Annotated in this window: 26 protein-coding genes; 12 read left to right on the top strand and 14 right to left on the bottom strand. The window is 69.1% G+C overall.

All coding sequences use genetic code 11. From position 1 onward, the window contains the following. Positions 1-10 precede the first annotated feature (10 nt). Positions 11-322: an antibiotic biosynthesis monooxygenase family protein gene (locus tag BDD16_RS06530; RefSeq protein WP_179633202.1), complete on the bottom strand. Its 312-nt coding sequence runs from the start codon at positions 320-322 to the stop codon at positions 11-13. 135 nt (positions 323-457) lie between these two features. Between BDD16_RS06530 and BDD16_RS06535 the strand changes: the two genes are divergently transcribed. The 3 genes from BDD16_RS06535 to BDD16_RS06545 all read left to right on the top strand — a co-directional run bounded on the left by BDD16_RS06535 (position 458) and on the right by BDD16_RS06545 (position 3,410). Then, positions 458-1,126 carry a hypothetical protein gene (locus tag BDD16_RS06535; RefSeq protein WP_179633203.1) on the top strand — a complete coding sequence of 223 codons (669 nt, stop codon included), beginning with the start codon at positions 458-460 and terminating at the stop codon, positions 1,124-1,126. 28 nt (positions 1,127-1,154) lie between these two features. After that, entirely contained in the window at positions 1,155-1,706 is a 552-nt protein-coding gene (locus BDD16_RS06540; RefSeq protein WP_179633204.1) for a YaeQ family protein, read from the top strand. Between the two features lie 90 nt (positions 1,707-1,796). After that, positions 1,797-3,410 carry a peptide chain release factor 3 gene (locus BDD16_RS06545; protein ID WP_179633205.1) on the top strand — a complete coding sequence of 538 codons (1,614 nt, stop codon included), beginning with the start codon at positions 1,797-1,799 and terminating at the stop codon, positions 3,408-3,410. 18 nt (positions 3,411-3,428) lie between these two features. Here BDD16_RS06545 and BDD16_RS06550 read toward each other — a convergent pair whose 3' ends face one another. The 3 genes from BDD16_RS06550 to ychF all read right to left on the bottom strand — a co-directional run bounded on the left by BDD16_RS06550 (position 3,429) and on the right by ychF (position 6,202). Continuing rightward, positions 3,429-4,133: a hypothetical protein gene (locus BDD16_RS06550; RefSeq protein ID WP_179633206.1), complete on the bottom strand. Its 705-nt coding sequence runs from the start codon at positions 4,131-4,133 to the stop codon at positions 3,429-3,431. Next, positions 4,133-5,032, bottom strand: a complete 900-nt coding sequence (locus BDD16_RS06555; RefSeq protein ID WP_179633207.1) for an aldo/keto reductase — start codon at positions 5,030-5,032, stop codon at positions 4,133-4,135. Before BDD16_RS06555 ends, BDD16_RS06550 begins: the two co-directional genes overlap by 1 nt. Before the next feature lie 78 nt (positions 5,033-5,110). Continuing rightward, positions 5,111-6,202: a redox-regulated ATPase YchF gene (ychF, locus tag BDD16_RS06560; protein ID WP_179633208.1), complete on the bottom strand. Its 1,092-nt coding sequence runs from the start codon at positions 6,200-6,202 to the stop codon at positions 5,111-5,113. Positions 6,203-6,390: 188 nt separating this feature from the next. Between ychF and BDD16_RS06565 the strand changes: the two genes are divergently transcribed. Further along, positions 6,391-9,912 (top strand): beta strand repeat-containing protein, encoded by a 3,522-nt coding sequence (locus BDD16_RS06565; RefSeq protein ID WP_179633209.1) that lies wholly within the window; start codon positions 6,391-6,393, stop codon positions 9,910-9,912. Positions 9,913-9,933: 21 nt separating this feature from the next. On the opposite strand, the gene BDD16_RS06570 is transcribed toward BDD16_RS06565, so the two are convergent. Then, on the bottom strand, positions 9,934-10,830 hold the full coding sequence (locus BDD16_RS06570) for an MOSC domain-containing protein (RefSeq protein WP_246332478.1): 897 nt from the start codon (positions 10,828-10,830) through the stop codon (positions 9,934-9,936). A 39-nt stretch (positions 10,831-10,869) separates the two neighbouring features. Between BDD16_RS06570 and BDD16_RS06575 the strand changes: the two genes are divergently transcribed. Both BDD16_RS06575 and BDD16_RS06580 read left to right on the top strand, forming a co-directional pair. Then, positions 10,870-12,030, top strand: a complete 1,161-nt coding sequence (locus BDD16_RS06575; RefSeq protein ID WP_179633210.1) for an FAD-dependent monooxygenase — start codon at positions 10,870-10,872, stop codon at positions 12,028-12,030. A 24-nt stretch (positions 12,031-12,054) separates the two neighbouring features. Then, positions 12,055-12,780 (top strand): DsbC family protein, encoded by a 726-nt coding sequence (locus tag BDD16_RS06580; RefSeq protein ID WP_179633211.1) that lies wholly within the window; start codon positions 12,055-12,057, stop codon positions 12,778-12,780. A gap of 28 nt (positions 12,781-12,808) precedes the next feature. On the opposite strand, the gene BDD16_RS06585 is transcribed toward BDD16_RS06580, so the two are convergent. The 8 genes from BDD16_RS06585 to BDD16_RS06620 all read right to left on the bottom strand — a co-directional run bounded on the left by BDD16_RS06585 (position 12,809) and on the right by BDD16_RS06620 (position 19,655). Further along, on the bottom strand, positions 12,809-13,342 hold the full coding sequence (locus BDD16_RS06585; protein ID WP_179633212.1) for a CAP domain-containing protein: 534 nt from the start codon (positions 13,340-13,342) through the stop codon (positions 12,809-12,811). After that, complete coding sequence (locus BDD16_RS06590; RefSeq protein ID WP_179633213.1) at positions 13,336-14,094, bottom strand: tRNA(His) guanylyltransferase Thg1 family protein; 759 nt, start codon at positions 14,092-14,094, stop codon at positions 13,336-13,338. Before BDD16_RS06590 ends, BDD16_RS06585 begins: the two co-directional genes overlap by 7 nt. 15 nt (positions 14,095-14,109) lie before the next feature. Continuing rightward, on the bottom strand, positions 14,110-14,574 hold the full coding sequence (locus tag BDD16_RS06595; protein ID WP_179633214.1) for an ATP-binding protein: 465 nt from the start codon (positions 14,572-14,574) through the stop codon (positions 14,110-14,112). 63 nt (positions 14,575-14,637) lie between these two features. Then, positions 14,638-15,450, bottom strand: a complete 813-nt coding sequence (locus tag BDD16_RS06600) for an enoyl-CoA hydratase (RefSeq protein WP_179633215.1) — start codon at positions 15,448-15,450, stop codon at positions 14,638-14,640. 70 nt (positions 15,451-15,520) lie between these two features. Next, positions 15,521-16,714 (bottom strand): DUF3108 domain-containing protein, encoded by a 1,194-nt coding sequence (locus tag BDD16_RS06605; RefSeq protein WP_179633216.1) that lies wholly within the window; start codon positions 16,712-16,714, stop codon positions 15,521-15,523. 19 nt (positions 16,715-16,733) lie between these two features. Then, positions 16,734-18,455 (bottom strand): M61 family metallopeptidase, encoded by a 1,722-nt coding sequence (locus tag BDD16_RS06610; RefSeq protein WP_179633217.1) that lies wholly within the window; start codon positions 18,453-18,455, stop codon positions 16,734-16,736. A 27-nt stretch (positions 18,456-18,482) separates the two neighbouring features. Next, a complete protein-coding gene (locus BDD16_RS06615) occupies positions 18,483-18,908 on the bottom strand; it encodes a DUF3429 domain-containing protein (protein ID WP_310732796.1) in 426 nt (141 codons plus the stop codon). Between the two features lie 162 nt (positions 18,909-19,070). After that, positions 19,071-19,655, bottom strand: coding sequence for a PNPOx family protein (locus BDD16_RS06620; protein ID WP_179633218.1), 585 nt, complete (start codon positions 19,653-19,655; stop codon positions 19,071-19,073). 164 nt (positions 19,656-19,819) lie between these two features. Between BDD16_RS06620 and BDD16_RS06625 the strand changes: the two genes are divergently transcribed. After that, positions 19,820-20,197, top strand: coding sequence for a DUF4148 domain-containing protein (locus BDD16_RS06625; protein WP_179633219.1), 378 nt, complete (start codon positions 19,820-19,822; stop codon positions 20,195-20,197). 61 nt (positions 20,198-20,258) lie between these two features. After that, entirely contained in the window at positions 20,259-20,633 is a 375-nt protein-coding gene (locus tag BDD16_RS06630; RefSeq protein WP_179633220.1) for a DUF4148 domain-containing protein, read from the top strand. A gap of 62 nt (positions 20,634-20,695) precedes the next feature. Here the strand turns inward: BDD16_RS06630 and lysS are convergent, their stop codons facing one another. After that, positions 20,696-22,213, bottom strand: coding sequence for a lysine--tRNA ligase (gene lysS / locus BDD16_RS06635; protein ID WP_179633221.1), 1,518 nt, complete (start codon positions 22,211-22,213; stop codon positions 20,696-20,698). Positions 22,214-22,289: 76 nt separating this feature from the next. Between lysS and BDD16_RS06640 the strand changes: the two genes are divergently transcribed. Genes BDD16_RS06640 through BDD16_RS06655 form a run of 4 tightly spaced genes read left to right on the top strand, consistent with a single transcriptional unit; the run spans position 22,290 to position 25,686 of the window. After that, positions 22,290-23,348, top strand: a complete 1,059-nt coding sequence (locus tag BDD16_RS06640) for a Gfo/Idh/MocA family protein (RefSeq protein WP_179633222.1) — start codon at positions 22,290-22,292, stop codon at positions 23,346-23,348. Positions 23,349-23,384: 36 nt separating this feature from the next. Further along, the gene (locus tag BDD16_RS06645; RefSeq protein ID WP_179633223.1) at positions 23,385-23,975 is read left to right on the top strand and encodes an acyltransferase; all 591 of its coding nucleotides are present in this window, start codon (positions 23,385-23,387) and stop codon (positions 23,973-23,975) included. Beyond that, complete coding sequence (locus tag BDD16_RS23275; RefSeq protein WP_218897716.1) at positions 23,909-25,183, top strand: AAA family ATPase; 1,275 nt, start codon at positions 23,909-23,911, stop codon at positions 25,181-25,183. Before BDD16_RS06645 ends, BDD16_RS23275 begins: the two co-directional genes overlap by 67 nt. Then, a complete protein-coding gene (locus BDD16_RS06655) occupies positions 25,183-25,686 on the top strand; it encodes a hypothetical protein (protein WP_179633224.1) in 504 nt (167 codons plus the stop codon). Before BDD16_RS23275 ends, BDD16_RS06655 begins: the two co-directional genes overlap by 1 nt. The last annotated feature ends 7 nt before the right edge of the window (positions 25,687-25,693 follow it).

Genomic DNA, 25,693 nt, shown 5'->3' on the forward strand with positions numbered 1-25,693 from the left:
GGCGGGCCTCTCAGCGCGGCTCGGCCGACTTGGCCAGCAGCGTGAAATGCTCGACCTGCGGCGGTTGCGCGAAGAACGGCCCGACGATGGCGCGCCACTCGGCGAAGGCGGGCGACTCGCGGAAATCGACCGTGTGGTTCTCCAGCGTCTCCCACCAGATCATCAGCAGGTAGCGCTCGGGCGACTCGACCCCCTTGTTGACCTTGTAGCCGAAGAAGCCCTTGGCCTGGCTGATGACGGTTTCCACGCCGCGCTGGATGGCGGCGTCGAAGTCGGCCTGGCGGCCGGGCTGGATGCGGATGTCGGCAAGTTCGAGGATCACGGGACAGTCTCCGGAAAAACGGTGCCCGCATCGTAGCCGCAGCGGCCGCCGAGGGGTGTCACCACCCAGTCCGGGGCCCGCCGACCGGCAGTCCCGGGATGGTGGCGCGGCGTGGCGAATTTCACACTCGCCGACATGCACACGTCGCCCGTCCTCGCCATCTGGTTCCTGCTGTGCCTGCTGGTCGGCGGGTCGGGCGCGGCCCGGGCTGCACCGGGCGCCGAGGCGACGGACTGGGAGGTGGTCGCCGCCGACCTGCTCCGCCAGCCCGGGTTCAAGGCCCTGCCGATCCGGATCGCGGCCAGCACCGGCCACGCACCGGCGGAGATGGAGGTCGGTGGCGGGCGCTGCGTGCTGCACCTGCGCACCCGCGGCAATCCGGTCGCCGACGTGCTGCTGCGCCAGGCCGCCGCGGACGATCGCCTGGTGTGGATGCAGGCCATCCTCGTCCACGAGATCGCGCACTGCTGGCGCTGGCAGGGCCAGGACGCCGCGCTGCAGCAGTTCGCGGCGCTGATCGGCACCGCCGGCCGCGACAGCCGCCGGCTCGACGAGGTCCACCAGCGCATGCGCGACGAGGAAACCTTCGCCGACGTGGCCGCGCTGGCCTGGGTGGCGCAGGCCGCGCCGGAGCAGTTCGAGGCCATGCTCGGCGCCTTCGGGCGGCTGCGTGGCAACTTCACCCTGTCCGCGGGTGCGCACGACACCCGTGCCGCGCTGGACCGGGTGCGGCGCGAGGGCTTCGCGCCCGGACAGGCGCCCTTCGACGCCGCCCGTGCGCTGCTCGCAGACACCGGCCGGTGAGTCCGGGGCGCTCACCTAGAATCCTTCGATGGCCATCCGCTCCACCGTTCACAAAGCCGAGCTGTCGATCGCCGACATCGACCGCTACTACTACGCCGACCACGCCCTCACGCTGGCCCGGCATCCTTCCGAAACCGAAGAACGCCTGATGGTGCGCCTCGTCGCCTTCGCGATGCACGCACACGAGCGGCTGTTGCCGGCCGGCGGGCTCTCCACCGAGGACGAACCGGACTTCTGGCGCTGCGACGACACCGGCTCCATCCAGCAGTGGATCGAGGTCGGCCTGCCCGACGAGCGGATGCTGCGCAAGGCCAGCGGGCGCTCGGACGAGGTGGTGCTCATCACCTACGGTGGGCGCAAGGCCGAGGTCTGGCGCAGCGAAAACGCCTCGGCGCTGGCCAAGTTGCGCAAGCTCACGATGTGGTTCATCACCGAGGCCGATTGCGAGGCGCTGCAGACGCTGGTCGAGCGCACGATGCGCATCGGCGTGACGATCCAGGACGGGCACCTGCTGTTCGCGGGGGAGAAGAACAGCGTCGAGGTGACGCCGGTGCTGTGGCAGGGCGACAAGGCGGCGTGATGCCCTACGGTGGCGCCCGCAGCGCCACAAGCGACAATGCCCCCTTCGCGCGTCACCCCCTGACGCCGCCGCTCTTGCCCACCGCCCACCATGTCCGACCTCTCCACCGAGATCCGCCGCCGCCGCACCTTCGCGATCATTTCCCACCCTGACGCCGGCAAGACCACGCTGACCGAGAAGCTGCTGCTGTTCTCCGGCGCGATTCAGATCGCCGGCTCCGTCAAGGCGCGCAAGGCCAGCCGCCACGCCACCTCCGACTGGATGGAGATCGAGAAGCAGCGCGGCATCTCGGTCGCCTCCTCCGTCATGCAGATGGAGTACGGCGACTGCGTCATCAACCTGCTCGACACGCCCGGCCACCAGGACTTCTCGGAAGACACCTACCGCGTGCTGACCGCCGTGGACGCCGCGCTGATGGTGATCGACGCGGCCAACGGCGTGGAGCCGCAGACCCGCCGCCTGCTGCAGGTCTGCCGCGCCCGCAACACGCCGATCCTGACGTTCATCAACAAGATGGACCGCGAGGTGAAAGACCCGCTGGCGCTGATGGACGAGATCGAGCAGGAGCTGGGCATGACCGTCGTGCCCTTCACCTGGCCGGTCGGCATGGCCAAGTTCTTCCACGGCGTGATGGACCTGCGCGAGGACCAGATGCGCCTGTTCGCGCCGGGCGAGGACCGCGCTGGCGGCGACGAGGAAGTGCTGCACGGGCTGGAGAACCCGGTCCACGCCGAACGTTTCGGCGCGCCCTACGAGCAGGCGCTGGGCGAGGTCGAGCTGGTGCGCGAAGCCGCGCCGGCCTTCGACCACGCCGAGTTTCTGGCCGGCCGACAGACGCCGATGTTCTTCGGCTCGGCGATCAACAACTTCGGCGTGCGCGAAATCCTCGATGCGCTGGTGGCCCTGGCCCCGCCGCCCGGCAATCGGCAAGCGATCGAGCGCACCGTGGAACCGACCGAGCCGAAGTTCACCGGCGTCGTCTTCAAGGTGCAGGCCAACATGGACCCGGCGCACCGCGACCGCATCGCCTTCGTGCGCGTGTCCTCGGGCAAGTTCATCCGCGGCATGCGCCTGAAGGTCGTGCGCAACGGCAAGGAAATGCGCCCGCAGACCGTGGTGAGCTTCCTGTCACAGCGGCGCGAGCTGGTCGACGAGGCGGTGGCCGGCGACATCATCGGCATCCCGAACCACGGCGTGCTGCAGCTCGGCGACACGCTGACCGAGGGCGAGATGCTGCACTACACGGGCCTGCCATTCTTCGCGCCGGAAAGCTTCCGCACGGTGGAAATCAAGGATCCGCTGCGTGGCAAGCAGTTGCGCCAAGGGCTGCAGCAGTTGGGCGAGGAAGGCGCGATCCAGGTGTTCAACCCGGTCGCCGGCGGCTCGCTGATGCTGGGCGCGATCGGGCAACTGCAGTTCGAAGTCGTGCTGCACCGCCTGAAGGGCGAGTACGGCGTGGACGCGCGGCTGGACCCGTGCCGTTTCTCCATCGCCCGCTGGATCACCAGCGAGGACGAGAACAAGCTCAAGCGCTTCATCGAGTCGGAGCAGCTGCGCATCGCCTACGACGTGGTCGGCGCGCCGGCCTTCCTGGTGCAGTACAGCTCGGACCTGCGCGTCGCGCAGGAGCGGGCGCCGGACATCCAGTTCCACGCAATGCGGGAGCACTCGGGGCGGGTGTTCGGGCAGGCGCCGACGCTGTAAACCGCGCCGGGCGGGCGTTCAGGATCGAGGCAGCAACACCTTCGCCGCTTCGATCCGCAGCGCCATCTCCACCCGCCCGTCGTTCATCACCTGCAGCAGGAACTGCCGCGGATCGGTGAAGCTGGTGGCCGACACTGACGCGGTAGCAGAAGCAGGAACAGCCGGAGCCACCGGCAAGGCCGCCCGGTACTCCGCCGCGCGGATGCTCGACAGGCGCGCCAGCAGCTCCGCCTGGCCCTCCGGGCTGGGCCGGACATCAAGCCACGGCGTGTCGGCGAACACCGGCGCCAGATCCGGCGCGACGTAGGCGGACCAGACCTCGCCATCGGCCTGCAGCGCCGGGACCGGCGGCGCCAGTTCCACGCCATCGGCCGAGGGCAGCAGCGCGACGCGGTGTGGCGGAATGTCGGTCAGATAGCGGGTGCGCAGCTGCGCCAGCAGCGCGTGCGCCTCGGCGGCCGACACCGGCTCGGCCAGCGAGAACCAGAGCTGGCAGGCGTCCGTGCCCGACACCGCGATGCCAGGCGCCGGCCAGCCGAGATCGGTCTGCACGCCCTGCCACACCCGCCCGAGCACCGACCAGTCGGCCGGCCGCGCCAGCGACAGCACCAGCGCACGCACACGGCCCTCGGCGTCGATCAGGCCGGGGTCGCCCGACGCCGGATCCGCCGCCGGCCCGCAGCGGTAGAGCCGGTTCCATTCGGATTGCAGCCGCGTCGCCATCAGGCCACCTCGGCACCTTCTCCGGCGCTCCAGAGTTCGTGCCAGGTCTGCGCGTCCATCACCAGTCCGAGCGCGGCCAGCGCCTCGTCCAGCGCGGCGATGCGCTGGCTGCCGACGAGCGGCTGCGGCCGGCTCGGGTGGCGCATCAGCCAGGCGTAGGCGACCGTGGCCGGCGAAACACCGTGGCGGCGGCCGATGTCTTCCAGCGCGGCACGCACGCGCAGCGCATCCGGCGCCGTGCCGGTGAACAGCCGCCCGCCCGCCAGCGGCGACCAGACCATCGGGCGCAGGTTCAGGCCGAGCAACTGGTCGAGCGTGCCGTCGTGCAGCGGCGCGCGGTGCAGCGGGTGCAGCTCGATCTGGTTGGTCACCAGCGGCACCGACTGGTGCAGCAGGGCGAACTGCGACGGCGTGAAGTTCGAGACCCCGAAGGCCCGCACCTTGCCCGCCGCGTGCAGCCGCGTGAAGGTCTCGGCGACTTCGAACGGGTTCATCAGCGGGTCCGGCCGGTGGATCAGCAGCAGGTCGAGCCGGTCGGTGTGCAGGGCGCGCAGGCTGTTCTCCACGCTGGCGACCAGGTGCTCGCCGGAGGTGTCGTACGACTTGAGCCGGTGCTCGGGCCGCGCCGGGTGCAGCAGCTGGATGCCGCACTTGCTGACGAGCTGCATCCGGTGGCGCAGGTGCGGGGCCAGCGCCAGCGCCTCGCCGAACAGGGCTTCGACGGTGTAGCCGCCGTAGATGTCAGCGTGGTCGAAGGTGGTCACGCCGCGGTCCAGGCACTGCTCGATCCAGCGCAGGCGCTCCATCGGCGTCCAGCCCCAGTCGGCCATGCGCCAGCAGCCGGCGATGACCGGGGACAGTGCGGGTCGGTCCAGTTGAATTCGGGTGCTCAGCGGCATGGCAGTCTCGTGTCGAAAGCGCATCAACAATGAAAAATGGCGCCCGAAGACGCCATCCGTGGGTCGTCCGCGGGCAGATCAGCTCGAGAACAGGAAGTTCAGCACGTCACCGTCCTTGACGACGTATTCCTTGCCTTCCGCGCGCATCTTGCCGGCGTCCTTCGCGCCCTGCTCGCCCTTGAAGGCAATGAAGTCCTCGAAGGCGATGGTCTGGGCGCGGATGAAGCCCTTCTCGAAGTCGGTGTGGATCACGCCCGCCGCCTGCGGCGCGGTGTCGCCGACGTGGATGGTCCAGGCGCGCACTTCCTTCACGCCGGCGGTGAAGTAGGTCTGCAGGCCCAGCAGCTTGAAGGCCGAGCGGATCAGGCGGTTCAGGCCCGGCTCGTCCTGCCCCATCTCGGCCAGGAACATCGCGCGGTCCTCGTCCTCCATCTCGGACAGCTCGGCCTCGGTCTTGGCGCAGATGGCCACGACGGGCGCGTTCTGCTTCGCGGCGAACTCGCGCAGGCGGTCAAGGAAGGGGTTGTTCTCGAAGCCGCTCTCGTCCACGTTGCCCACGAACATCGCCGGCTTGGCGGTGATCAGGCACAGCGGCTTGAGGATGACCAGCTCTTCCTTGCTGAAGTCGATCGAGCGCACCGGCAGGGCCTGGTCCAGCGCCGCCTGGCACTTCTCCAGCACCTTGACCAGCGCCGCGGCGTCCTTGTCGCCGGAGCGGGCCACCTTGGAATAGCGGTGCAGGCTCTTCTCGACCGTGCCCATGTCGGCCAGGCAGAGTTCGGTCTGGATCACCTCGATGTCGGCGATCGGGTCGACCTTGCCGGCGACGTGGATGACGTTCTCGTCCTCGAAGCAGCGCACGACGTTGACGATGGCGTCGGTCTCGCGGATGTGCGAGAGGAACTTGTTGCCCAGGCCTTCACCCGTGGACGCGCCCGCCACCAGCCCGGCGATGTCCACGAACTCGACGATGGCCGGCACGATCCGCTCCGGCTGGACGATCTCGGAGAGCTTGTCCAGCCGGGGGTCCGGCAGCTCCACCACGCCGACGTTGGGCTCGATGGTGCAGAACGGGTAGTTCTCGGCGGCGATGCCGGCCTTGGTCAGCGCATTGAAGAGGGTGGACTTGCCGACGTTGGGCAGGCCGACGATGCCGCACTTGAGGCTCATGAAAATTCCTTTTGAAGACAGGCCGATTGTATTGATCGGCGAGACCGCCTCTTGTGCGACCCGGCGCTGGTCGTGCACCGCCAGACACCGGGGCATTCATCACTTGAAACACATGAACGAATATAGATCAATGTGACCCTCGGGAAATCCGACAGAATTTTCAGATCGGGAATCAACAGGAACCAAGCATGAGCACGACTTACTCGACGGTGACCAGCCGCACGAACGGCACGACGGGCACCGGTCTGGACCAGCTGGTGGATGCGATCCACGCCGACAACAGCCTCGCGGGCAACAACAGCGCGGCCGAGATCACCGGCGGGGCGTCGGCGGCCGACCAGCTCAACCGGATCATCGTCGAGGCAGCACTGGCCACCGGCGCCGCGGCGGACCGCGTCTTCACCGCCGCCGAGGTCGTTGCGATGAACGCCTGGATCCGCGCCAACCGCCTGGTGCAGTGGACGGCGTTGCATGGCGACGACGAGACGGCCGAGGAAACCGGTTATCACCAGGTGCAGAACGACGGTGCCGACACCAATTACCGCGGGCAGAACCTGCTCAACACGGTGATCGACGGTGTCTACCACATGGGGTTCGAGATCCAGAACGGCGCTTTCCTCAACGAGGATGGCAACGCCAACGCCACGGTCGAGCAGGTGGCGGGCTGGCTGACGCAGTTCTGGCAGGACCGCGCCACCACCGGCACCGGGCTGGACCGGGCCGTGGCGCTGATCCAGGCCGACGCGGGGCTGGCAGCCGGCACGACACAGGCCGACATCGCCGGTGGGCAGGACGCCGCCAACGGGCTGAACCAGCTGATCGCGCAGGGCCTGGCCGCCACCAATGCCGCCGCGGACGGCTCGATCAGCGTGGCCGACGTGACGGCCCTCAACGCCTGGGTCCGCGCGGACGCGACCCGGCTGGCGCAGTTCACCGCGCTGCATGGCGACGATGAGAACGGCGAGGAAACCGGCTACCACCTGGTCCAGAACGACGGCGCCAACACCCAGTATTTCGGCAAGAACCTGGTCAACACGGTGCTGGACGGGATCTACCACATCGGCTTCCAGATCCAGGGCGCCAACCTGCTCAACGAGGATGGCAACACCAACGCGGCGCTCACCGACGTGGCTTCGTGGCTGAACTATTTCTACATCGACCAGTCGAGCACCGGCACCGGACTGGACCGCATCGTCGACGCGATCAAGACCGACGCGGGACTGGCGCGCAACACGACCGCCGCCGACATCAACGCCGGGGCGGGCTACGCCAACTCGTTCAACCAGTTGATCGTGCAGGCCATCACCGCCACCAACGCGATGGGCGACGGCTGGATCACGTCGGAGGACCTGCGCGCCATGAACACCTGGGTGCGCAGCGACGCGACACGCCTGGCGCAGTTCACGGCCCTGCACGGTGACGACGAGAACGGCGAAGAGACCGGCTACCACCTGGTCCAGAACGACGGCGCCAACACGAATTACTTCGGCAAGAACCTGGTCAACACGGTCGCCGACGGCCTCTACCACTTCGGGTTCCAGATCCAGGGCAACAACTTCCTCAACGAGGACGGCAATGCCAACGCCGCGCTCTCCGACGTGGGCAACTGGCTGAACTACTTCTACAAGGGCGCCACCTGGGTCAACGGCAACGACACCGCTGAAACCCTCACCGGCAGCGCCGCGGCCGAGGAAATCGTCGCCCGCGGCGGCAACGACGTGGTGGACGGTGGCACCGGCAACGACCTGATCTGGGGCGGCGGCGGCAACGACACCCTCCTGGGCGGTGCAGGCGACGACCTGGTCTACGCAGGCTCGGGCGACGACCGCCTGGACGGCGGCCAAGGCAACGACACCTACCGCGTCACCGGCACGCAGGCCGAAGGCTGGGCCAGCTTCGAGGGCTACGACACCTATGTCGACAGCGCCGGCACCGACACGGTCCAGGCCTACGGCAACAACGTGGACATCGGCGTGGTCGGCTGGACCGGCACCGGCGTGGAAACCATCGACGGCACGCGCGCCACGGGCACCGTGACCGTGATCGACAACAGCAGCGCCAACCTGCTCGATTTCCGCACCACCACGCTGGTGGGTGGCAATGTCCGCATCGACGGCAACGCGGGCAACGACACGCTCTACGGCTCGGCTGGCCACGACACGCTCATCAGCGGCATCGGCAACGACGTCATCGACGGCGGCGCCGGCAACGACACCTACCGCGTCACCGGCAACCAGGCCGGCGGCTGGGCCAGCTTCCACGGCTACGACGCCTACAGCGACACGGGCACCAGCAACAGCAGCGCCGACCGGCTCCAGGCCATCGGCACGGGCGACGTGGACATCGGCGTGACCGGCTGGGGCGCGACCGGCATCGAGGTCATCGACGGCAGCGGAGCGACCGGCACGACGCGCCTGGTCGGTGACGGCAGCGCCAACGTCCTGAACTTCAGCGCCACCACCTTCGTCGGCAGCCACTTCCTGTTCAACGGTGGTGCCGGCAACGACACCATCACCGGCACCGCCGGCAGCGACGTCATCATGGGCGACATCGGCGATGACAAGGTCGATGGCGGCAACGGCGCCGACACCTACCGCATCACCGGCAACCAGGCTGGTGGCTGGGCCAGCTTCCACAGTTACGACACCTACGCCGACACCGGCACCTCGGGCGTCGACACGCTGCAGGCGGTCGGCACCGGCGACGTGGACATCGGCATGGACGGCTGGAGCGCGGCCAATGGCATCGAGGTCATCGACGGCAGTGGCGCAGCGGGCCTCACCCGCCTGATCGGCAACGGCAGTGCCAACGTCCTGAACTTCAGCGCCACCACCTTCGTCGGCAGCCACTTCCTCTTCAACGGCGGCGCCGGCAACGACACCATCACCGGCACCGCTGGCAGCGACGTCATCATGGGCGACATCGGCGATGACAAGGTCGATGGCGGCAACGGCGCCGACACCTACCGCATCACCGGCAACCAGGCTGGCGGCTGGGCCAGCTTCCACAGCTACGACACCTACGCCGACACCGGCACCTCGGGTATCGACACGCTGCAAGCCGTCGGCACGGGCAACGTGGACATCGGGCTGGAGGGCTGGAGTGCAGCCAACGGCGTCGAGGTGATCGACCTGCGCAGCGTGGTGGGCACCGCGCGCATCCTCGGCAGCGGCAACGCCAACCTGCTCGACTTCCGCGCCACCACGCTGCTGCAGAACACCAGCGGCCTGCTGGTCGATGGCAGCTGGGGCAACGACACGGTCCATGGCAGCGCGGGCGCCGACACCCTGATCGGCAGCTACGGCAACGACTCGGTCGATGGTGGCCTGGGCAATGACAGCTACGTGGTCGGCCGCGGCCTGGGCTCGGACCGCCTCAACGACACCGACGCCACCGCCGGCAACACCGACACGCTGACCTTCACCGGCGGCGTGACCGCGGACCAGCTCTGGTTCCGCCACGTCGGCAACGACCTGGAGGTGCGCATCGTCGGCACCTACGAGACCACGACCATCGCCAACTGGTACAGCGGCAGTGCCCAGCACATCGAGCAGATCAGGACCAGCGATGGCAAGACGCTGCGGGACACCCAGGTGGACAGTCTGGTCAGCGCGATGGCCGGTTTTGCCGTGCCGGCCGCCGGCCAGTCGACGCTGAATCCGACGTACCAGGCGGTGCTGCTGCCGTTGATCAGCAGCAGCTGGACCTGACCGGCCGAGGGGACAGCGGCCTCAGAACCGCACCGTCCCCCGCCCGCCCTGCCCGGCTACCAGCCGCCGTCCCACCCCCTCGACGATCACCGCGTTCATCCCGAAGGTGATCGCCCCGTCCACGCGCGCATCGGCCCGGTAGCGCGAGAGCGTGTCACCCGGTTCGTGGCCAGCGACGGCGGTGTCGGGGTCGATGTTGGGGATCGGACAGCGCGGGCAGGGCTTGACCAGCCGCAGCGTGACCGGGCCGTCCGGCGTGTCGAACTGCAGCTCGTCCAGCCCGTCCTCGCCGTGCGGGCCGAGGCCGTCGAGCACGAGGTTGGGGCGAAAGCGTGCCATCGTCACCGGTGCGTGGTGACCGAGCACGAGGCGGCGGTTCAGCTCGTCCAGCGCGGCCACCGTGGTGACGAGGATGGGATAGCCGTCGGAGAAGCTGTTTTCCGCTTCGAGCGCGCCGGTCCAGCGGGCGCTGGAGAGCCGACGCTGCCCCGGCACGAACTGCACCAGCCGCACCGGCACGCCGAGGAAGTCGCTGCACCAGCGGTCCGCGGCCACGCTGGCGGCGCGGGCGTCCACGGCGTCGTCCCAGACCCGCACGCGCAGCGCCTCGCCCGCGGCCACCACCGGCAGCACGAGCGGCGCACAGCCGGGCGCCGTCACGGTCCACCCGCCGCCGTCGCCGAGCGCCGGTCGGATCAGCGCCATGCGGGCGTGCTCGCGCTGGCTGAGGAACTCGTGCTGGTCGTCGATCAGCATCCACTGGCGGTCGTGCGCGAAGCCGGTGGCAGCGAGTTCGGTCTGCGCCAGCGACAGGCCAGCGCAGGACTTGATGGGGTAGACGTGCAGACTGGCGATCGTGACGGGGCTGCTGCCGTCGTCGTCGCCGTGCTGTGCCATTTCAGGGTCAAGGGAATGCATCAGAAGCCTCGGTACGGTCAGTTCCTACAATCTTGCCCCATGAATGCGCCCTCCTCCCATGTTCTGTACCCGGCTCCGGCCGGCTCGCCTTCGCTCGACGTGCTGATCCGCGGCAGCGGCCCGGTCGGCATGGGCCTGGCGCTGGCGCTGGCGCGGGACGGGCTGCGTGTCGGCCTGCTCGGCGCACTGCCGAAGAAAGACGCCGCGCCGGACGTGCGCGCCTATGCGCTGAACGCCGGCTCGGTCACCCTGCTGCGCGAGCTGCGCGTGTGGGACGCGCTGCCCGAGGACGCCCGCACCGCCGTGCAGGACATGCGCATCCACGGCGACGACGGCGGGGCGATCGAGTTCAGCGCCTGGCAGCAGGGCATCGGCGAGCTGGCGTGGATCGTGGACGCTGCGGCGCTGGAGCAGGCGCTCGGGGAGGCCGTGCGCTACGCCCCGCATGTGCAGCGGCTGACGCAGCCCGCCGCCGCGCAGCTCACCGCCGTCTGCGAGGGCAAGGATTCGGCCACGCGCGAACTGCTGGGTGCAGGCTTCGAGTCCTTCCCCTACGGCCACCACGGTGTGGCCGCCCGCCTGGTCAGCGACCAGCCGCACCACGGCACCGCCTGGCAGTGGTTCCGCCACCCGGACGTGCTGGCGCTGCTGCCCTTCGACCGGCCGCAGGTCGCGCACGGCTTCGGCCTCGTCTGGTCGCAGCCCCAGGCCGAGGCCGAGCGGCTGCTGGCGCTGTCGGACACCGAATTCGAGACCGAACTGAACGCCGCCACGGGGGGCGCAGCCGGCACGCTGCGGCTGGGCTCGCCCCGGGCCGCATGGCCGCTGCGGCTGGGCCATGCGCAGCGCTGGTGCGGACCGGGCTGGGTGCTGCTGGGGGACGCGGCGCACGCGGTGCATCCGCTGGCCGGGCAGGGCCTGAACCTGGGACTGGCGGATGTGCGGGCGCTGGCGCGGGTGCTGGTCGAGGCCCGGCGCACGATGCCCTGGAAACCGCTCGGCGACGAGCGCACGCTGCGCCGCTATGCCCGCGAACGCAGCACCCCGACCCGCGCCATGAGCGGACTGACCGATGGACTCCTGCACCTTTTTGCACAGCCTTCAGCGCCGCTGAAGGAACTGCGCAACCATGGCATGACTCTGGTACATCATCTCGGCCCGCTCAAGCGCTGGCTGACCGCCCGGGCGCTCGATGCCTGAACTTCCGCACCAAGGAACCGCACCATGACTCCGCGCCTCGCCACGTTCGCCGCCGCCGCGCTCGCCGCCCTGACCCTGCTGGCAGGCCCTGCCCGCGCCGACGAAGCCGACATCCGCAAGACGCTGACCGAGCGCTTCGCCAACCTGCCCAGGATCGACGAGATCCGTCCCTCGCCGATGGCTGGCGTCTGGGAGGTGCGCATCGGCACCGACATCATGTATTCCGACGCCAAGGGCACCTACCTGCTCCAGGGCGCGCTGATCGACACCGCCACCCGCCGCAACCTCACCGAAGAGCGGGTGGACAAGCTCACCGCGATCGACTTCGCCAGCCTGCCGCTGAAGGACGCCATCGTCTGGAAGAACGGCAATGGCAAGCGCAGGATCGCCGTCTTCGCCGACCCGAACTGCGGCTACTGCAAGCGGCTGGAAAAGGACCTCGTCAATGTGAAGGACGTGACGGTCTACAACTTCCTGATCCCGATCCTCGGCGGCGACTCGCCGGACAAGGCCAAGGCGATCTGGTGCGCCAAGGACAACACGGCCGCCTGGCGTGGCTGGATGGTCGATGGCAACGTGCCCGCGCGGGTGATGGGCCAGTGCGACGCGTCGGCGATCGAGCGCAACTCGGCCCTGGCGAAGAAGCACCGCGTCACCGGCACCCCCGCCATCGTGTTCGAGGACGGCACGCGCGCCCCTGGCGCCATTCCGGCCGCGGAAATCGAGAAGCGGCTGGCCGCGAAGTCCTGAGGGCCCGTCCCCGGCAGCGCGGCCGCCTTCAGAACGGCCGCTCCCCGATGAAGTTGCCTGCCGGCCGGTACTGGCAGACCCAGATCTGGTCCTTCGCGGCGCACACCCGCACGGCACAGCCCACCTCGCGGGTGGAGCGCCAGACGATCTGGGTGTAGTGGCCACAGGTCTTGCCGGGCGTGCAGGTGTTGGCCTCTACCTGGAAATCCGCCGATTCGCGGCCCCAGACGTCGGTGACAAATCCGGGGCGGACGTCCTGCACGGTGACCAGGCCAGTGCTCCAGCGGATGGGGCTGGCCCAGTAGAGGTTCTCGCCCAAGTCGGGCGTGTCGCTGTGTTCCATGCCGCATTGCCCGCCCTGGTCGAGCCGCGCCGCCCAGCGGGCGGAGGATTCCGCAAGTCCCTCCGACCAGACCAGCGGCGGCACGCCGACGCGGGAGCGCCAGCGGTTGTGCGCCAGCAGGAGCTCCGTGGACTGGGCCTCGGCCAGGCCGGTGGCTGGATCCGCAACCGTTGGCGTCGCTGCAGCCACCAGCCCCACCAGGACGAATCTGCTCAGCACACGAAGGCCCGCACGAATGCGCCATAGGCCTCCCCGACCGGCAGTTCCAGATCCCGGTGCAGCACGCGCCGCAGCGCAGGTCGGGAGGCCCCGGTTCTCGGGTCGACGCCTGGGCGCGTCTCTTCACGCATGTAGAGCGCCGCGCCCCGCTTGTGCCAGGCCGGCAGCGTGTTGAACTGGATCCCGCCGCGAAAGAGCAGCTCGTTCTTGTCCGCTACCGACAACCCCGCCAGCGCCGCCGTCGCGGCCTGCGCCGACTGACCTTGTCCGCGCAGCAGCCAGTAGCCGTGGGCGTTGAGCGCATTGCGGTGGGCATCCTCGTGGCGCCAGCGGAAGTAGTCGATGACGTCGGCGGGGGTCGGCAGCGGGCAGATGCGTGCATCGAAACAGGCCATCTGCCCCATCGCCAGCGTGAAGCGCGCGCTGGCCTCGCCCGCCAGGATGGACAGGAGCTTGCGGGTCTTGCGGCCGAAGGTGGCGTCGTCGCGGCGCAGCAGCAGCGAGATCTCGTCGCTCTGGGTGTAGCCGTAGACGACGCCGAAGCCGCAGGCGGTCATCAGGTGCTCGACGGTGTCGAGCATGTGGTCGCGAAAGCGCACGTCGAACGGCGCGTCGAGCCGCCACACCTCGCGCGTCTGGCGCGTGAAGCCGCGGCCGTCCAGCCGCACGACGATGTGCAGGCCCGGCAGCACGCAGTGGTCGTCGTTGGTTTCGAAGGTCCGCAGCCGGGCGTCCAGTTCCTCGAATCTCATGGGAGAGACCTTTCTTCAGGCTTCATCAGGCCCAGGAGCGGGCCACGGCAGAACCTCGAACCCGGTGCCCAAGACGTCAGGGCCGACCTGCCACAACTGGTCGAATCCCTCATCGAGCCCAGGCAGCTCGAACTTGGCCAGCGTGGCGCGGATCGCCACCTCCGGCACCCTCGCCCGCCCGCTGCGCAGCGCGTTGCGGGCGATCAGTTGTGCATACGGCACCTCGAAGCGGTAGCCCGTGACGCCAAAGCCGCTTGCCCGGGCCTGGTCGATGTAGACCGCCCGCTCGGCCCGCGTCGGGTTGGTGTTGTCGATCACCACCGGCTGGCGGGCCGCCAGGCAGGCGCTCACCAGCAGCGTTTCCCGGTGGCGCGTGCGCAGCATGTCCAGGCTCAGGCGCAGGTGGGTCTGCGCGAAGCGGGCCGCGTAGAAGGTGGATTTGCCCGCGGCGGGCGGGCCGATGAAGAGAACGAGTTCCATGGAGCCCATTGCAACAGACCACCCCCGGCGGATCCACCCGGGGTAGCCCATGCACCGTCGGCCTCAGCGGTGCGTGAAGTGCGGCGCGCGCTTTTCGAGGAAGGCGCCCATGCCTTCCTTCTGGTCGCTGCTGGAGAACAGCGCGTGGAACAGCCGGCGCTCGAACAGCAGGCCTTCCGTCAGCGGCGCCTCGTACGCGCGGTTCACGCATTCCTTGGTCGCCATCAGCGCCAGCAGCGAGTAGCCGCACATGGCCTGCGCGGCCTTGTCGGCTTCCGCGTGCAGATCCGCCAGCGGCACGACGCGCGACACCAGCCCCGCCCGCTCGGCCTCGACCGCGTCCATCATGCGGCCGGTCAGCGCCAGGTCCATGGCCTTGCTCTTGCCCACCGCGCGCGGCAGGCGCTGCGTGCCGCCCGCGCCGGGGATGATGCCGAGCTTGATCTCGGGCTGGCCGAACTTCGCGTTGTCGGCCGCGATGATGAAGTCGCAGCCCATCGCCACCTCGCAGCCACCGCCGAGCGCGAAGCCCGACACCGCCGCGATGATCGGCTTGCGCACCTGGCGGATGGTGTCCCAGTTGCGCGAGATCAGGCCCTTGCGGTAGGCGTTCGGGAAGTCGAAGGGCTGCATCATCGCGATGTCCGCGCCCGCAGCGAAGGCCTTCTCGCTGCCGGTGACGACGATGCAGGCGATGCCGTCGTCGGCGTCGAAGGCCAGCAGCGCGGCGCCGAGTTCGTCCATCAGCGTGTCGTTGAGGGCGTTGAGCGCCTTGGGGCGGTTCAGCGTGATCCAGCCGTAGCGCAGGGCGTTCTCGCCGGTGCCGGGGCGGGTGTCGACGAGGATGGTTTCGTAGGTCTTCTCGGGGGTGCTCACAGGGTGGGTCTCCTGGTCGGGTTGGGTGCTGCACCGCACTATAGAACGACCGTTCGTTTTTGTGGCGCGCTCAGGGGACTGCGGCCTGCCGCGGCGGCTCCGACAGGCGCAGATCGATCCAGGTCTCGGCGTCCTGCTCGATGCGGATGCGCACCGGCAGCATCTGCAGCGTCGGCGCGTACCAGACCTGCGCGCTGAGGATGCTGCCGCCGGAGCGGGCCACCTCGCCCGGGGTCTCGGCCACGCTGTCGCGTGCGGGGACCGGGCGGACGTGGAAAGTCTCCAGTTCCCCCAGCGGTGTCGCCGTGGGCAGCGTGTCGCCGACCTCGTAGGCCCAGCGGCGCACCCGGTGCGGCAGCGCCAGGTCGAACTCGACGCGCCCGCCCTTCTCGCGCAGCGCCGGCCGGGTCGAGAAGAGAAAGACCATCTGGATGAACTGGCTGGCGGTGTCCTGCACGTCGGCGCGGGTCGCGGAGAGCCGGCCGTCCTGCAGGCGCACGCTGCGCTCGTCCGGAAACGCCAGCTGCACCAGCCGGTTGCGGCCGATGATCTGGCGCGTGGCCTGCTCGTAGCGCTGCGGGCGCAGGCCGTCCGGGGTGATGCGGCCTTCGCTGCTCATGCGGCGTGCCACCAGCGGGGCCAGGCGCGGGCCGATGCTGACGTCGAGGTGGACCTGGTAGCGGTCGCCGTCGCGCAGCCACTCGACCTGCGCGTCGCCGTGGACCTCGCCCTGGTACCAGCCCTCCAGCGTGTAGGTCAGCCGGGTCGACACCGGCCAGGAAAAGGCCGGGCCGGACGCGGCCCCCTCGGGAACCACTGCCGCTGCCGCGGACGCCGCGTCCGCCATCTGCGGCACGGACGCCGCAGGTGCTGCCGCCACCGGAGGCGGACCGGCCACCGAACCAGGCGCGGCATTCGGGTCCCACGCAGGCTCCGACGCGGCGGGGACCGGCTCCGACACGGTGATCTCGACAGAGGTATCCGCAGCGGCATCGCTGGCGGGTGTGGCGGCGGGCGGGGCGGCGGCAGGACGCCGCTTCGACCGTTTCGCCACAGGCGCCACGGGTGGGCCGGTCGGCGCGGCGGACTGCGCGACCACGCGGGTGTAGGTGGCGTCGATGCGGGTGATCGCGGGCGCGGCGGGCTCGGCTGGTGCCAGCGCCTGGCGGAGTCCGTCGAGTGCCAGCCCGTGCAGCAGCACGACCAGCAGCACCAGCACCGCCAGCCGCCACCCGGCCGGGGACCGAAGCCGCGCGCCGCGCATCAGCCGATCCGGGTGCGCATCAACCCGTCTCGCCCAGCCAGGCCGCACGCAGCCGCTTCACCCGCGCCGCAGGGCGCGCCTGCCAGCTCAACGCCACGGCCCCCTCGGCGCTCGATGCCGGCAGCGTCAGCCGCAGCAGGCGCCGGTCGCGGCTGACGAGCAGCGGCTGCGGCTGCTCGAAGGCACCGTAGAGCGCCAGATCCTCCGGCTTGACCACCCGCCAGTCGCCGAGCGCCAGCAGTTCGTCGCCTGCCGCCAGCCCGGCCTGCTCCGCGGCCCCGCCGTGCTGCACCGCCAGCACCTTCAGCCCCTGGGCCGACTCGCTCAGGCGGGCACCAAGGCGCTGCGCGAACAGCGGCCGCTCGCGCTGCCAGTCCGCGCCGTGGGCGGCGAGCAAGGCTTGTGTCGGTACGTCCTCCGTCCCGTGGACCCAGGCCGCCAGCTCCGCCGCGAACGAGCGCCCGCCCACCTCGGCCAGCACCGCGGCGATGTCGTCCTCGCCGATGGGGCCGCCGCCGCTGCGCGCCCAGAGGCCGCGCATCACGGCGTCGAGCGTGCCCTTGCCTTCCTCGCGCAGCGTCAGGTCCAGGGCCTGCGCCACCAGCGCGCCCTTGGTGTAGTAACTGACGGTGGCGTTGGCGCTGTTCTCGTCCGGGCGGTAGTACTTGACCCAGGTGTCGAAGCTGGACTGCGCCACGCTCTGCACCCGGCGGCCGGGCGTGCCGAGCACCAGGTTGACCGTCTTGTTGACCAGCCGCAGGTAACGCGTCTGGTCGATCAGCCCGGTGCGCACGAGGAACAGGTCGTCGTAGTAGCTGGTGAAGCCCTCGAAGAACCAGAGCAGCGCGGTGTAGTGCTCGCCGCGCAGGTCGTACGGAGAGAACTCGCGCGGCTTCAGGCGCTTGACGTTCCAGGTGTGGAAGTACTCGTGGCTGATCAGGCCGAGCAGCGTCACGTAGCCGTCGTTCAGGCCCGGCTCGCTGCGGCGCGGCAGGTCGCGGCGGTTGCAGATCAGCGCGGTGCTGTTGCGGTGCTCCAGGCCGCCGTAGCCATCGTCGACTGCGTTGAGCAGAAAGACGTAGCGGTCGAACGGCGCCGGGCCGTCGCCATGCCAGAAGCGGATCTGGGCCTCGCAGATGCGGCGCGTGTCGGCCAGCAGCCGCTCGCCGTCGAAGCTCGGCAGCGCGCCAGCGACGACGAACGCGTGTTCGACGCCGCACGCGGTGAAGCTGCCGCGCCAGAAGCTGCCGAGTTCGAAGGGATGGTCGATCAGCGCGTCGTAGTCGGGCGCAGCGTATTCACGCGGCGCGACCTCGGGCAGGCCGGTGGCGACGTCCCAGCCCGTCGGCAGCGGACCGAGGGTGACGCGGTGCTCGTCGGCCTCGCGGCCCTCGGCGCAGAGAAAGACACCGGTGCCGTTGAAGAAGCCCCGCTGCGTGTCGAGCCAGGCGCAGCGCACCGAGTTGTCGAAGGCGTAGACGCGCCAGCGCACCGTGAGCGCGGCGCGGCCGGTGCAGTCGGCCTGCCAGGTGTGCTTGTCGAGCTGCGTCAGCGCGACCGTGCGGCGGCCCTGGCGCGCCTCGATCGCCGAGAGGTGGCGCGAGAACTCGCGCACCAGGTAGCTGCCGGGAATCCACACCGGCAGCGACAGGCGCTGCGCCGGCGCCGGGTGCGGCAGCGTCAGCGTGACGCGGAAATGGTGGCTGTGGAGATCGTCGATCTCCAGGTGGTAACGGAGCATGCGGGGTCCCGGTGGGTCAGGTCAGACCTAGTTGCTGGCGGCAGCGGCCGCGAGAAAACAGCTCATCGACGCGACCAGTGTCAGCCTGAAGCGCAGGGTCAGCCACTTCGACAGCCCGTAGGCCGGATAGACGCGCCGGTCGACCAGGTAGCACACGATCAGCAGCAGCGCCTGGATCACCAGTCCGGCGTGCGGCGGCATGACCACCGACACCCAGCCGAACAGCGACGGCGTCACCGCCCAGACCAGCCGGCGCGGCGTGGCATCACGGGCCATCATCAGGATGCCCCAGTGGATGCCGCCGAGGAAGGACACGATCATCCCCGCGTAGACCGACAGCGAGAGCACCACATAGGGCAGCACGTCGGCCCGCACCAGCATGGCCAGCAGGGCCCCGAGCACGAACGGCACCAGCCCCGCATGCCCCAGCCGCACCGCCAGCCGGTCGGGCACGGACAAGGTCAGGGAAGCAGGGAACGCGGGCGTAAGAGGCGATGCGGACACGGTGGGTCTATTCGTCGGAAAACGTCAGAAAAAGGTGGATGCCTGCGCATGGCGCACCAGGCCGCCGATTGTCGCCGCTGCACCGCAGCTGCGCGCGCAGCGGGCTGAACTTCACGGTACCAACCAGCGGGCGGATGGCGCAGCGTCGCGGTAATCGAACACGGCGCGGCGGTGGCCGTCCGGATCGAGCGAGAGCCAGTCCATCTCCAGCACCTGCGCCCGCAACAGCGTGAAGGTGCCGCGCACCGCGCCCGGCGCCGACTCGGTGGCGTCACCGGGCGCAGACAGCACGCTGCCCGGCGCCAGCGGCGAGAGGTAGTCCTGCGCGGCGCGGGTGTGGCGCAGCATCGCCCAGCGGGAGGTGACATCCAGCCCGTCGGACTCGCTGGTGACCACGCAGCCGAGCCGCAGCTGCCAGCCCAGCACCGCCGACCAGCACACGATCTGGGCCCGTGGATCGTGGGCCAGCTGCGCGACCTTGGGCGTGCGGGTGTCGGTGTAGACGATCAGCACGCGGGCGGCGGGATCGACGTCGCGCAGCACCACCGTGCGCGCCTGTGCCCCGCGCACGGGGCAGCTGGTCGCCAGCACCGGCTGCCGCCAGGGGTGTCCCCGTGTGCCGGCCGCCCGCACCAGCTCCGCCCAGAGCGCCGTGCCCTGTGCCCACAGTTCATCGCCGGATCGGTCGCTGCCCATGGCAAGTCTCCTTTGATTATTCATTAAACGCAAACACTGTAAGCACGAACAGGTGATTTATCCGCGTCTAGCGAAACTATAAAGTTCACTGCATGGACGACGCCGGATACGCATCCCCGACGGACGCCTCACCCAGAACCGGATGCTCTCAGGAAACCACGATCATGAACAAGTTCACTTTCTCGGCACTGCTCGTCGCCTCGACCCTGTCCTTCAACGCCCTGGCCGATGACGTGGTCCCCACGTTCAAGCATGAAAGCACCGGCGCCGCCAAGACCCGCGCCGAGGTCATGGCCGAACTGCAGCAAGCCCGCCAGACCGGCAAGAATTTCGTCTGGACCGACACCAACCTGCCCGTCGCCCCGGTCGCCGCCACCCCGCGCACCCGTGCCGAAGTGCTGGCCGAACTGCGCCAGGCCCAGGCCGACGGCAGCTACGCCCTGCTGCACTCGGATTCGCCGATCGCCCCGGGCAATGTCCTGCAGCAGCACCGCGCCAGCAGCCAGGTCGCCGGCAAGCCGGCCCAGGGTGACGCCCACTGAGCGACGCCTGCAAGCAGCCCTGCCGCATCACATCGAACTGAACCAGATTCCAGGAACCACCATGAACAAGCTCACCCTCTCCGCCCTGCTCGTCGCCTCGACCCTGTCCTTCAACGCCCTGGCCGACGACGCGGTCCCCACCTTCAAGCATGAAGCCGTCGGCGCCTCCAAGACCCGCACCGAAGTGATGGCCGAACTGGCCCAGGCCCGCAAGGAAGGCAAGAGCTACATCTGGGGCGCCAGCAACCTGCCCAACCCGCCCGCCAGCGCCACCCCGCGCACCCGCGCCGAAGTGATGGCCGAGTTGCGCGAAGCCAAGGCCACCGGCGAATACGCGCTGCTGCACAGCGACGAGCCGTCGCTGGTGGTCGTCAAGCGCCTGCCGAAGGACGAGCCGGCGCTGGCCGGTCAGGTGAAGGCGCAGAACGCCCACTGAGCGTCACAGGCCCACATGAAAAAAGCGACCCGAGGGTCGCTTTTTGCTGGCCCGTTCCGGCCTCAGCCCTCGCGGCGCAGCGCCGGGAACAGGATCACGTCGCGGATGCTCGGCGAATCGGTGATCAGCATCATCAGCCGGTCGATGCCGATGCCGCAGCCGCCTGTCGGGGGCATGCCGTACTCCAGCGCGCGGATGAAGTCGGCGTCGAAGAACATCGCCTCGTCGTCGCCGGCTTCCTTGTTGGCGACCTGCGAGTGGAAGCGCGCGGCCTGGTCCTCGGCGTCGTTCAGCTCGCTGAAACCGTTGCCGAACTCGCGGCCGGTGATGAACAGCTCGAAGCGCTCGGTGATCGCCGGGTTGGTGTCCGAGGCGCGGGCCAGCGGCGACACTTCCACCGGGTAGTCGATGATGAAGGTCGGCTGCCAGAGCTTGTCTTCCACCGCCGCCTCGAACAGGCCGAACTGCAGCTGCGCCAGCTTCCAGTGCTTCGGCGGCTCCTCGCCCAGCGACTTCAGCTTCGCGTGGACGGCGTGCGCGTCGTCGGCCTCGGCTTCGGTCAGGCCGGCGTGCACGACCAGCGAGTCGCGCACCGACAGGCGCGCAAACGGCTCGTCCAGATGCACCGGCTTGCCGGCGTAGCTCAGGCGCGCAGAACCCGTCGCCGACACCGCCGCGTGGCGCAGCACCTGCTCGGTGAAGTCCATCAGGTCGTGGTGGTTCCAGTAGGCCGCGTAAAACTCCATCATCGTGAATTCGGGGTTGTGCCGAACCGAGATGCCTTCGTTGCGGAAGTTGCGGTTGATCTCGAACACGCGCTCGAAGCCACCCACCACCAGCCGCTTCAGGTACAGCTCCGGCGCGATGCGCAGGAACATCTCCTGGTCGAGCGCGTTGTGGTGCGTCGTGAAGGGCCGGGCGTTGGCGCCGCCGGGGATGGGGTGCAGCATCGGCGTCTCGACTTCGAGGAAGTCGTGTTCGATCATGAACTGGCGGATGCTGGACACCGCGTTGCTGCGGGCGCGGAAGCGGGTGCGCGCGGCCTCGTCGGTGATCAGGTCGACGTAGCGCTGGCGGTACTTCTGCTCCTGGTCGGACATGCCGTGGTGCTTGTCCGGCAGCGGGCGCAGCGCCTTGGTGAGCAGGCGCAGGTTGGTCACCTTGATCGACAGCTCGCCCGCCTTGGTGCGGAACAGCGTGCCCTCGGCGCCGAGGATGTCGCCCAGGTCCCAGTGCTTGAACGCGGCCAGCTTCTCGGCACCGACGTTGTCGAGCGTGATGTAGAGCTGGATGCGGTCCGTGCCCTTGGCGGAGCCGTCCTGCAGCGTCGCGAAACAGGCCTTGCCCATCACGCGCTTGAGCATCATCCGGCCGCCGATGCAGGCGGGGATCGGTGCGGCTTCGAGGGCCTCGTTGTCCAGGCCATCGGCGACGCGGTGCAGGTCGGCGGCGTGGTCGCGCGGCTTGAAGTCGTTCGGGAAGGCGATGCCCTGGGTGCGGATCGCGGCGAGTTTTTCGCGGCGTTCGGCGATCTGCTGGTTGTCATCGACAGGAACGGCGGGGGTGGGGGCGTGGCTCATCGGCGGACTCGACTTCAACTTGTTGAATTTGCTGCAATTTTAGGCTGCGCGCGGGGGCACGCCTAAAATTGGTCCCATGACTGTTGCCCACCCGATCACCGACCGCAAGATCCGCTTCGCCCTGGTGGGCTGCGGACGCATCGCCAGGAACCACTTCGGCTCGCTGCAGCAGCACGCCGACCGCGCCGAACTCGTCGCCGTCTGCGACAAGCTGCCCGAGCGTGCCGAGGCCGCTGCCGCACAGACGGGGGCGCAGGCGTTCACCTCGCTGGACACGCTGCTGGCCGAGAGCAACGCCGACATCGTGGTCCTCACCACCCCGAGCGGCCTGCACTCGCAGCAGGCCATCCGCGTCGCCCGCGCCGGTCGCCACGTGCTCAGCGAGAAGCCGATGGCCACCAAGTGGGACGAGGGCATGGCGATGGTGCGCGAGTGCCGCGACGCGGGCGTGAAGCTGTTCGTCGTCAAGCAGAACCGGCTGAACGCGACGATGCAGTTGCTGAAGAAGGCGATCGACGACAAGCGCTTCGGCCGCATCCACATGGTCACGGTCAACGTGTTCTGGACCCGCCCGCAGAGCTATTACGACGAGGCGCCGTGGCGCGGCCGCTGGGACATGGACGGCGGCGCGTTCATGAACCAGGCGAGCCACTACGTGGACATGGTGGACTGGCTGGTCGGGCCGGTGGACAACGTGCACGCCTACACCGCGACGCAGGGCCGCGACATCGAGGCCGAGGACTCGGGCGTGATGAGCCTGCGCCTGCGCGCGGGTGGGCTGGCGAGCATCAACGTGACGATGCTGACGTACCCGAAGAACCTCGAAGGCTCGATCACGGTGCTCGGCGAGCGCGGCACGGTGCGCATCGGCGGCGTGGCGGTGAACGACATCCAGCACTGGGAGTTCGACACGCCGACCGCGGAAGACGCGCAGATCAAGGCCGCCAGCTACGCGACCACCTCGGTCTACGGCTTCGGCCACCCGCTCTACTACGCCAACGTGATCGACACGCTGCGCGGCGAGGCGCACGCGGAGGTCGATGGCTACAGCGGGCTGCGGTCGCTGGAGGTGCTGATCGCGGGGTACCGGAGTGCGCGGGATGGGGTGCGGGTGGGGTTGCCGCTGGTGTTCTGACCTTCTGACGATTTCGATACCCACCAAGGACGCGACATGACCTCCCCCGCCTGGCACCACGACACCGCGATCATCGACACCGGCGCCCAGCTCGGCGCCGGCACCAAGGTCTGGCACTTCAGCCACATCTGCGCGGGCGCGCGCATCGGCGAGGGCTGCTCGCTCGGCCAGAACGTCTTCGTCGGCAACGACGTGGTGATCGGCTCTGGCGTGAAGATCCAGAACAACGTGTCGGTCTACGACGCGGTGACGCTGGAGGACGATGTGTTCTGCGGGCCGAGCGCGGTGTTCACCAACGTCTACAACCCGCGGGCGGCGGTCTCGCGCAAGAGCGAGTACCTGCGCACCGTGGTGAAACGCGGCGCGACGCTGGGTGCGAACTGCACCATCGTCTGCGGCACGACGGTCGGGCAATACGCCTTCGTCGGCGCGGGCAGCGTCGTCAACCGCGACGTGCCGGACTACGCGCTGATGGTGGGCGTGCCAGCGCGGCGGATCGGGTGGATGAGCCGGAATGGCGAGCGGCTCGGGCTGGCGGTGCGCGGCGAGGGTGAGGCGACGTGTCCGGCGACGGGGGAGCGGTATCGGCTCAGCGGCGATGTCGTGACCCGCTTGGAAACCCCGTGAACAGCGCCATGCAGGCGCAGCCGCGCCTCCAAGTGGAGCGGATGGGGCCGATCCAGCAGGCAGACGTGACCTTCGGGGACCTGACCATCATCGTCGGCCCGCAGGCCACCGGAAAAAGCATCTTCCTGCAGACGCTCAAGCTGCTGATCGACCGCGACCAGATCCACGAGACCTTCCGTCACCACAGCATGCAGTTCAGCGGGCGCGCCGAGGCGTTCCTGGACGGTTATTTCGGCCGCGGCATGGCAGGGGCCTGGCAGATCGAACAGTCGCGCCTCGTCTGGAACAGCAAGCGCATCCAGTTGCCCGACTACGCCACCCCCACCAAGTCCCCCAAAGGCAGCAAGATCCTGCACGAACGGTTGTTCTACATCCCGGCCCAGCGTGTCATGAGCCTGCCGGGCGGGGTCTCGCAGAACTTCGGCCAGTTCAACTATGGCGACCCCTACACGCTGCGCGTCTTCAGCGACGCGGTGCATGGCCTGATCCAGAACGAGTTCGGAGCGAAGGGGGAGCTGTTCCCTGCTCCCAATCGTCTCAACGCCACCTTGAGGGAGCCGATCAATGCCCATCTGTTCGGGGGCAACAAGCTGGTGATCGACGACTCGGACTTCACCAAGCGGCTGGCGCTGGCGATACCAGGGCAGTCGAAGCCGCTGGGATTCCTGTCGTGGTCAGCAGGACAGCGTGAATTTGCGCCGATGCTGATGGGGCTTTACTGGCTGTGCGCCGTACGACACCCGCAGCGCATGTCCGGCAAGGCGCAAGAAGAAGTCATTGAATGGGTGGTCATCGAGGAGCCCGAGATGGGCCTCCATCCGCAGGGCATCGCCGCCGTGCTGCTGATGGTGCTGGAGTTGCTGCGGCGCGGCTACCGGGTCGTGATTTCGACGCATTCACCGGTAGTGCTGGAGATGGTCTGGGCCCTGCAGGAGTTCAAGAAACTCGGCGCAGACGAATCGGATGTCCGCAAGCTGTTCGACCTGAAGGCCACCGCCCCGGCCAAGGAACTGGGCCGGACGGCGCTGGAGAAGGACTACCGGGTCTATTACTTTGATCGACAGCACGCCGTGCGCGACATCTCGAACCTCAGCCCGGGTGCCGAAGCCGTCGCCGAATCCGAATGGGGTGGCATCACCGGATTCTCGTCAAGGGTCAACGATGCGATCGCATCCGCAGTGAACCGGGCCGCCGGGGTCACGGGCTGATGGCCACCCGCCGCACGTCACGGACCGCTCGGGCGGATTCCGCATTCGAACTGGCGGCCAAGGTCGCTGGATTGCCGACGCAGCCCGGGCTGGGCGCCATCAAGGCCGAATACCGGGCAGGGGTCGCGCTGCGCTCAGGCCATCGCCATACCGCCAGTCTGGACATCGACACCGCCTTTCTGGCGACCGAGCCGACCTCCTCTCGGTGGGACTATGGCATCGGAATGCGCAGCGAAGCAGGCCAGGAACTGCTCGTCTGGCTGGAGGCGCATCCGGCCTCCAGCACGGGCGAAGTCCAGAAAATGCTCGACAAGCTGGCGTGGCTGAAAGCCAAGCTGGCCCGACCGGACTTCGACGGACTGCGCACGCTGGAGCACAAGGTGTCCGCCTACCGCTGGCTGGCCATGACAGGCGCCATCCGCATCCTGCCCAACAGCCGGGAGGCGCGGCGACTGGCACAGGCGGGTCTGTCGTCACCACAACGCCATGTCGAGCTTCCCTGAACTTCCA

Source organism: Sphaerotilus montanus (assembly GCF_013410775.1).
Classification (GTDB): domain Bacteria; phylum Pseudomonadota; class Gammaproteobacteria; order Burkholderiales; family Burkholderiaceae_C; genus Sphaerotilus; species Sphaerotilus montanus.

What these genes read in the sequence shown, in the direction of transcription:
- BDD16_RS06535 (WP_179633203.1), top strand. Translation starts at nt 458, where the DNA reads ATGCACACGTCGCCCGTCCTCGCCATCTGGTTCCTGCTGTGCCTGCTG.
- BDD16_RS06540 (WP_179633204.1), top strand. Translation starts at nt 1,155, where the DNA reads ATGGCCATCCGCTCCACCGTTCACAAAGCCGAGCTGTCGATCGCCGAC.
- BDD16_RS06545 (WP_179633205.1), top strand. Translation starts at nt 1,797, where the DNA reads ATGTCCGACCTCTCCACCGAGATCCGCCGCCGCCGCACCTTCGCGATC.
- BDD16_RS06550 (WP_179633206.1), bottom strand. Translation starts at nt 4,133, where the DNA reads ATGGCGACGCGGCTGCAATCCGAATGGAACCGGCTCTACCGCTGCGGG.
- BDD16_RS06555 (WP_179633207.1), bottom strand. Translation starts at nt 5,032, where the DNA reads ATGCCGCTGAGCACCCGAATTCAACTGGACCGACCCGCACTGTCCCCG.
- ychF (WP_179633208.1), bottom strand. Translation starts at nt 6,202, where the DNA reads ATGAGCCTCAAGTGCGGCATCGTCGGCCTGCCCAACGTCGGCAAGTCC.
- BDD16_RS06565 (WP_179633209.1), top strand. Translation starts at nt 6,391, where the DNA reads ATGAGCACGACTTACTCGACGGTGACCAGCCGCACGAACGGCACGACG.
- BDD16_RS06570 (WP_246332478.1), bottom strand. Translation starts at nt 10,830, where the DNA reads ATGCATTCCCTTGACCCTGAAATGGCACAGCACGGCGACGACGACGGC.
- BDD16_RS06575 (WP_179633210.1), top strand. Translation starts at nt 10,870, where the DNA reads ATGAATGCGCCCTCCTCCCATGTTCTGTACCCGGCTCCGGCCGGCTCG.
- BDD16_RS06580 (WP_179633211.1), top strand. Translation starts at nt 12,055, where the DNA reads ATGACTCCGCGCCTCGCCACGTTCGCCGCCGCCGCGCTCGCCGCCCTG.
- BDD16_RS06590 (WP_179633213.1), bottom strand. Translation starts at nt 14,094, where the DNA reads ATGAGATTCGAGGAACTGGACGCCCGGCTGCGGACCTTCGAAACCAAC.
- BDD16_RS06595 (WP_179633214.1), bottom strand. Translation starts at nt 14,574, where the DNA reads ATGGAACTCGTTCTCTTCATCGGCCCGCCCGCCGCGGGCAAATCCACC.
- BDD16_RS06605 (WP_179633216.1), bottom strand. Translation starts at nt 16,714, where the DNA reads ATGCGCGGCGCGCGGCTTCGGTCCCCGGCCGGGTGGCGGCTGGCGGTG.
- BDD16_RS06610 (WP_179633217.1), bottom strand. Translation starts at nt 18,455, where the DNA reads ATGCTCCGTTACCACCTGGAGATCGACGATCTCCACAGCCACCATTTC.
- BDD16_RS06620 (WP_179633218.1), bottom strand. Translation starts at nt 19,655, where the DNA reads ATGGGCAGCGACCGATCCGGCGATGAACTGTGGGCACAGGGCACGGCG.
- BDD16_RS06625 (WP_179633219.1), top strand. Translation starts at nt 19,820, where the DNA reads ATGAACAAGTTCACTTTCTCGGCACTGCTCGTCGCCTCGACCCTGTCC.
- BDD16_RS06630 (WP_179633220.1), top strand. Translation starts at nt 20,259, where the DNA reads ATGAACAAGCTCACCCTCTCCGCCCTGCTCGTCGCCTCGACCCTGTCC.
- lysS (WP_179633221.1), bottom strand. Translation starts at nt 22,213, where the DNA reads ATGAGCCACGCCCCCACCCCCGCCGTTCCTGTCGATGACAACCAGCAG.
- BDD16_RS06640 (WP_179633222.1), top strand. Translation starts at nt 22,290, where the DNA reads ATGACTGTTGCCCACCCGATCACCGACCGCAAGATCCGCTTCGCCCTG.
- BDD16_RS06645 (WP_179633223.1), top strand. Translation starts at nt 23,385, where the DNA reads ATGACCTCCCCCGCCTGGCACCACGACACCGCGATCATCGACACCGGC.
- BDD16_RS06655 (WP_179633224.1), top strand. Translation starts at nt 25,183, where the DNA reads ATGGCCACCCGCCGCACGTCACGGACCGCTCGGGCGGATTCCGCATTC.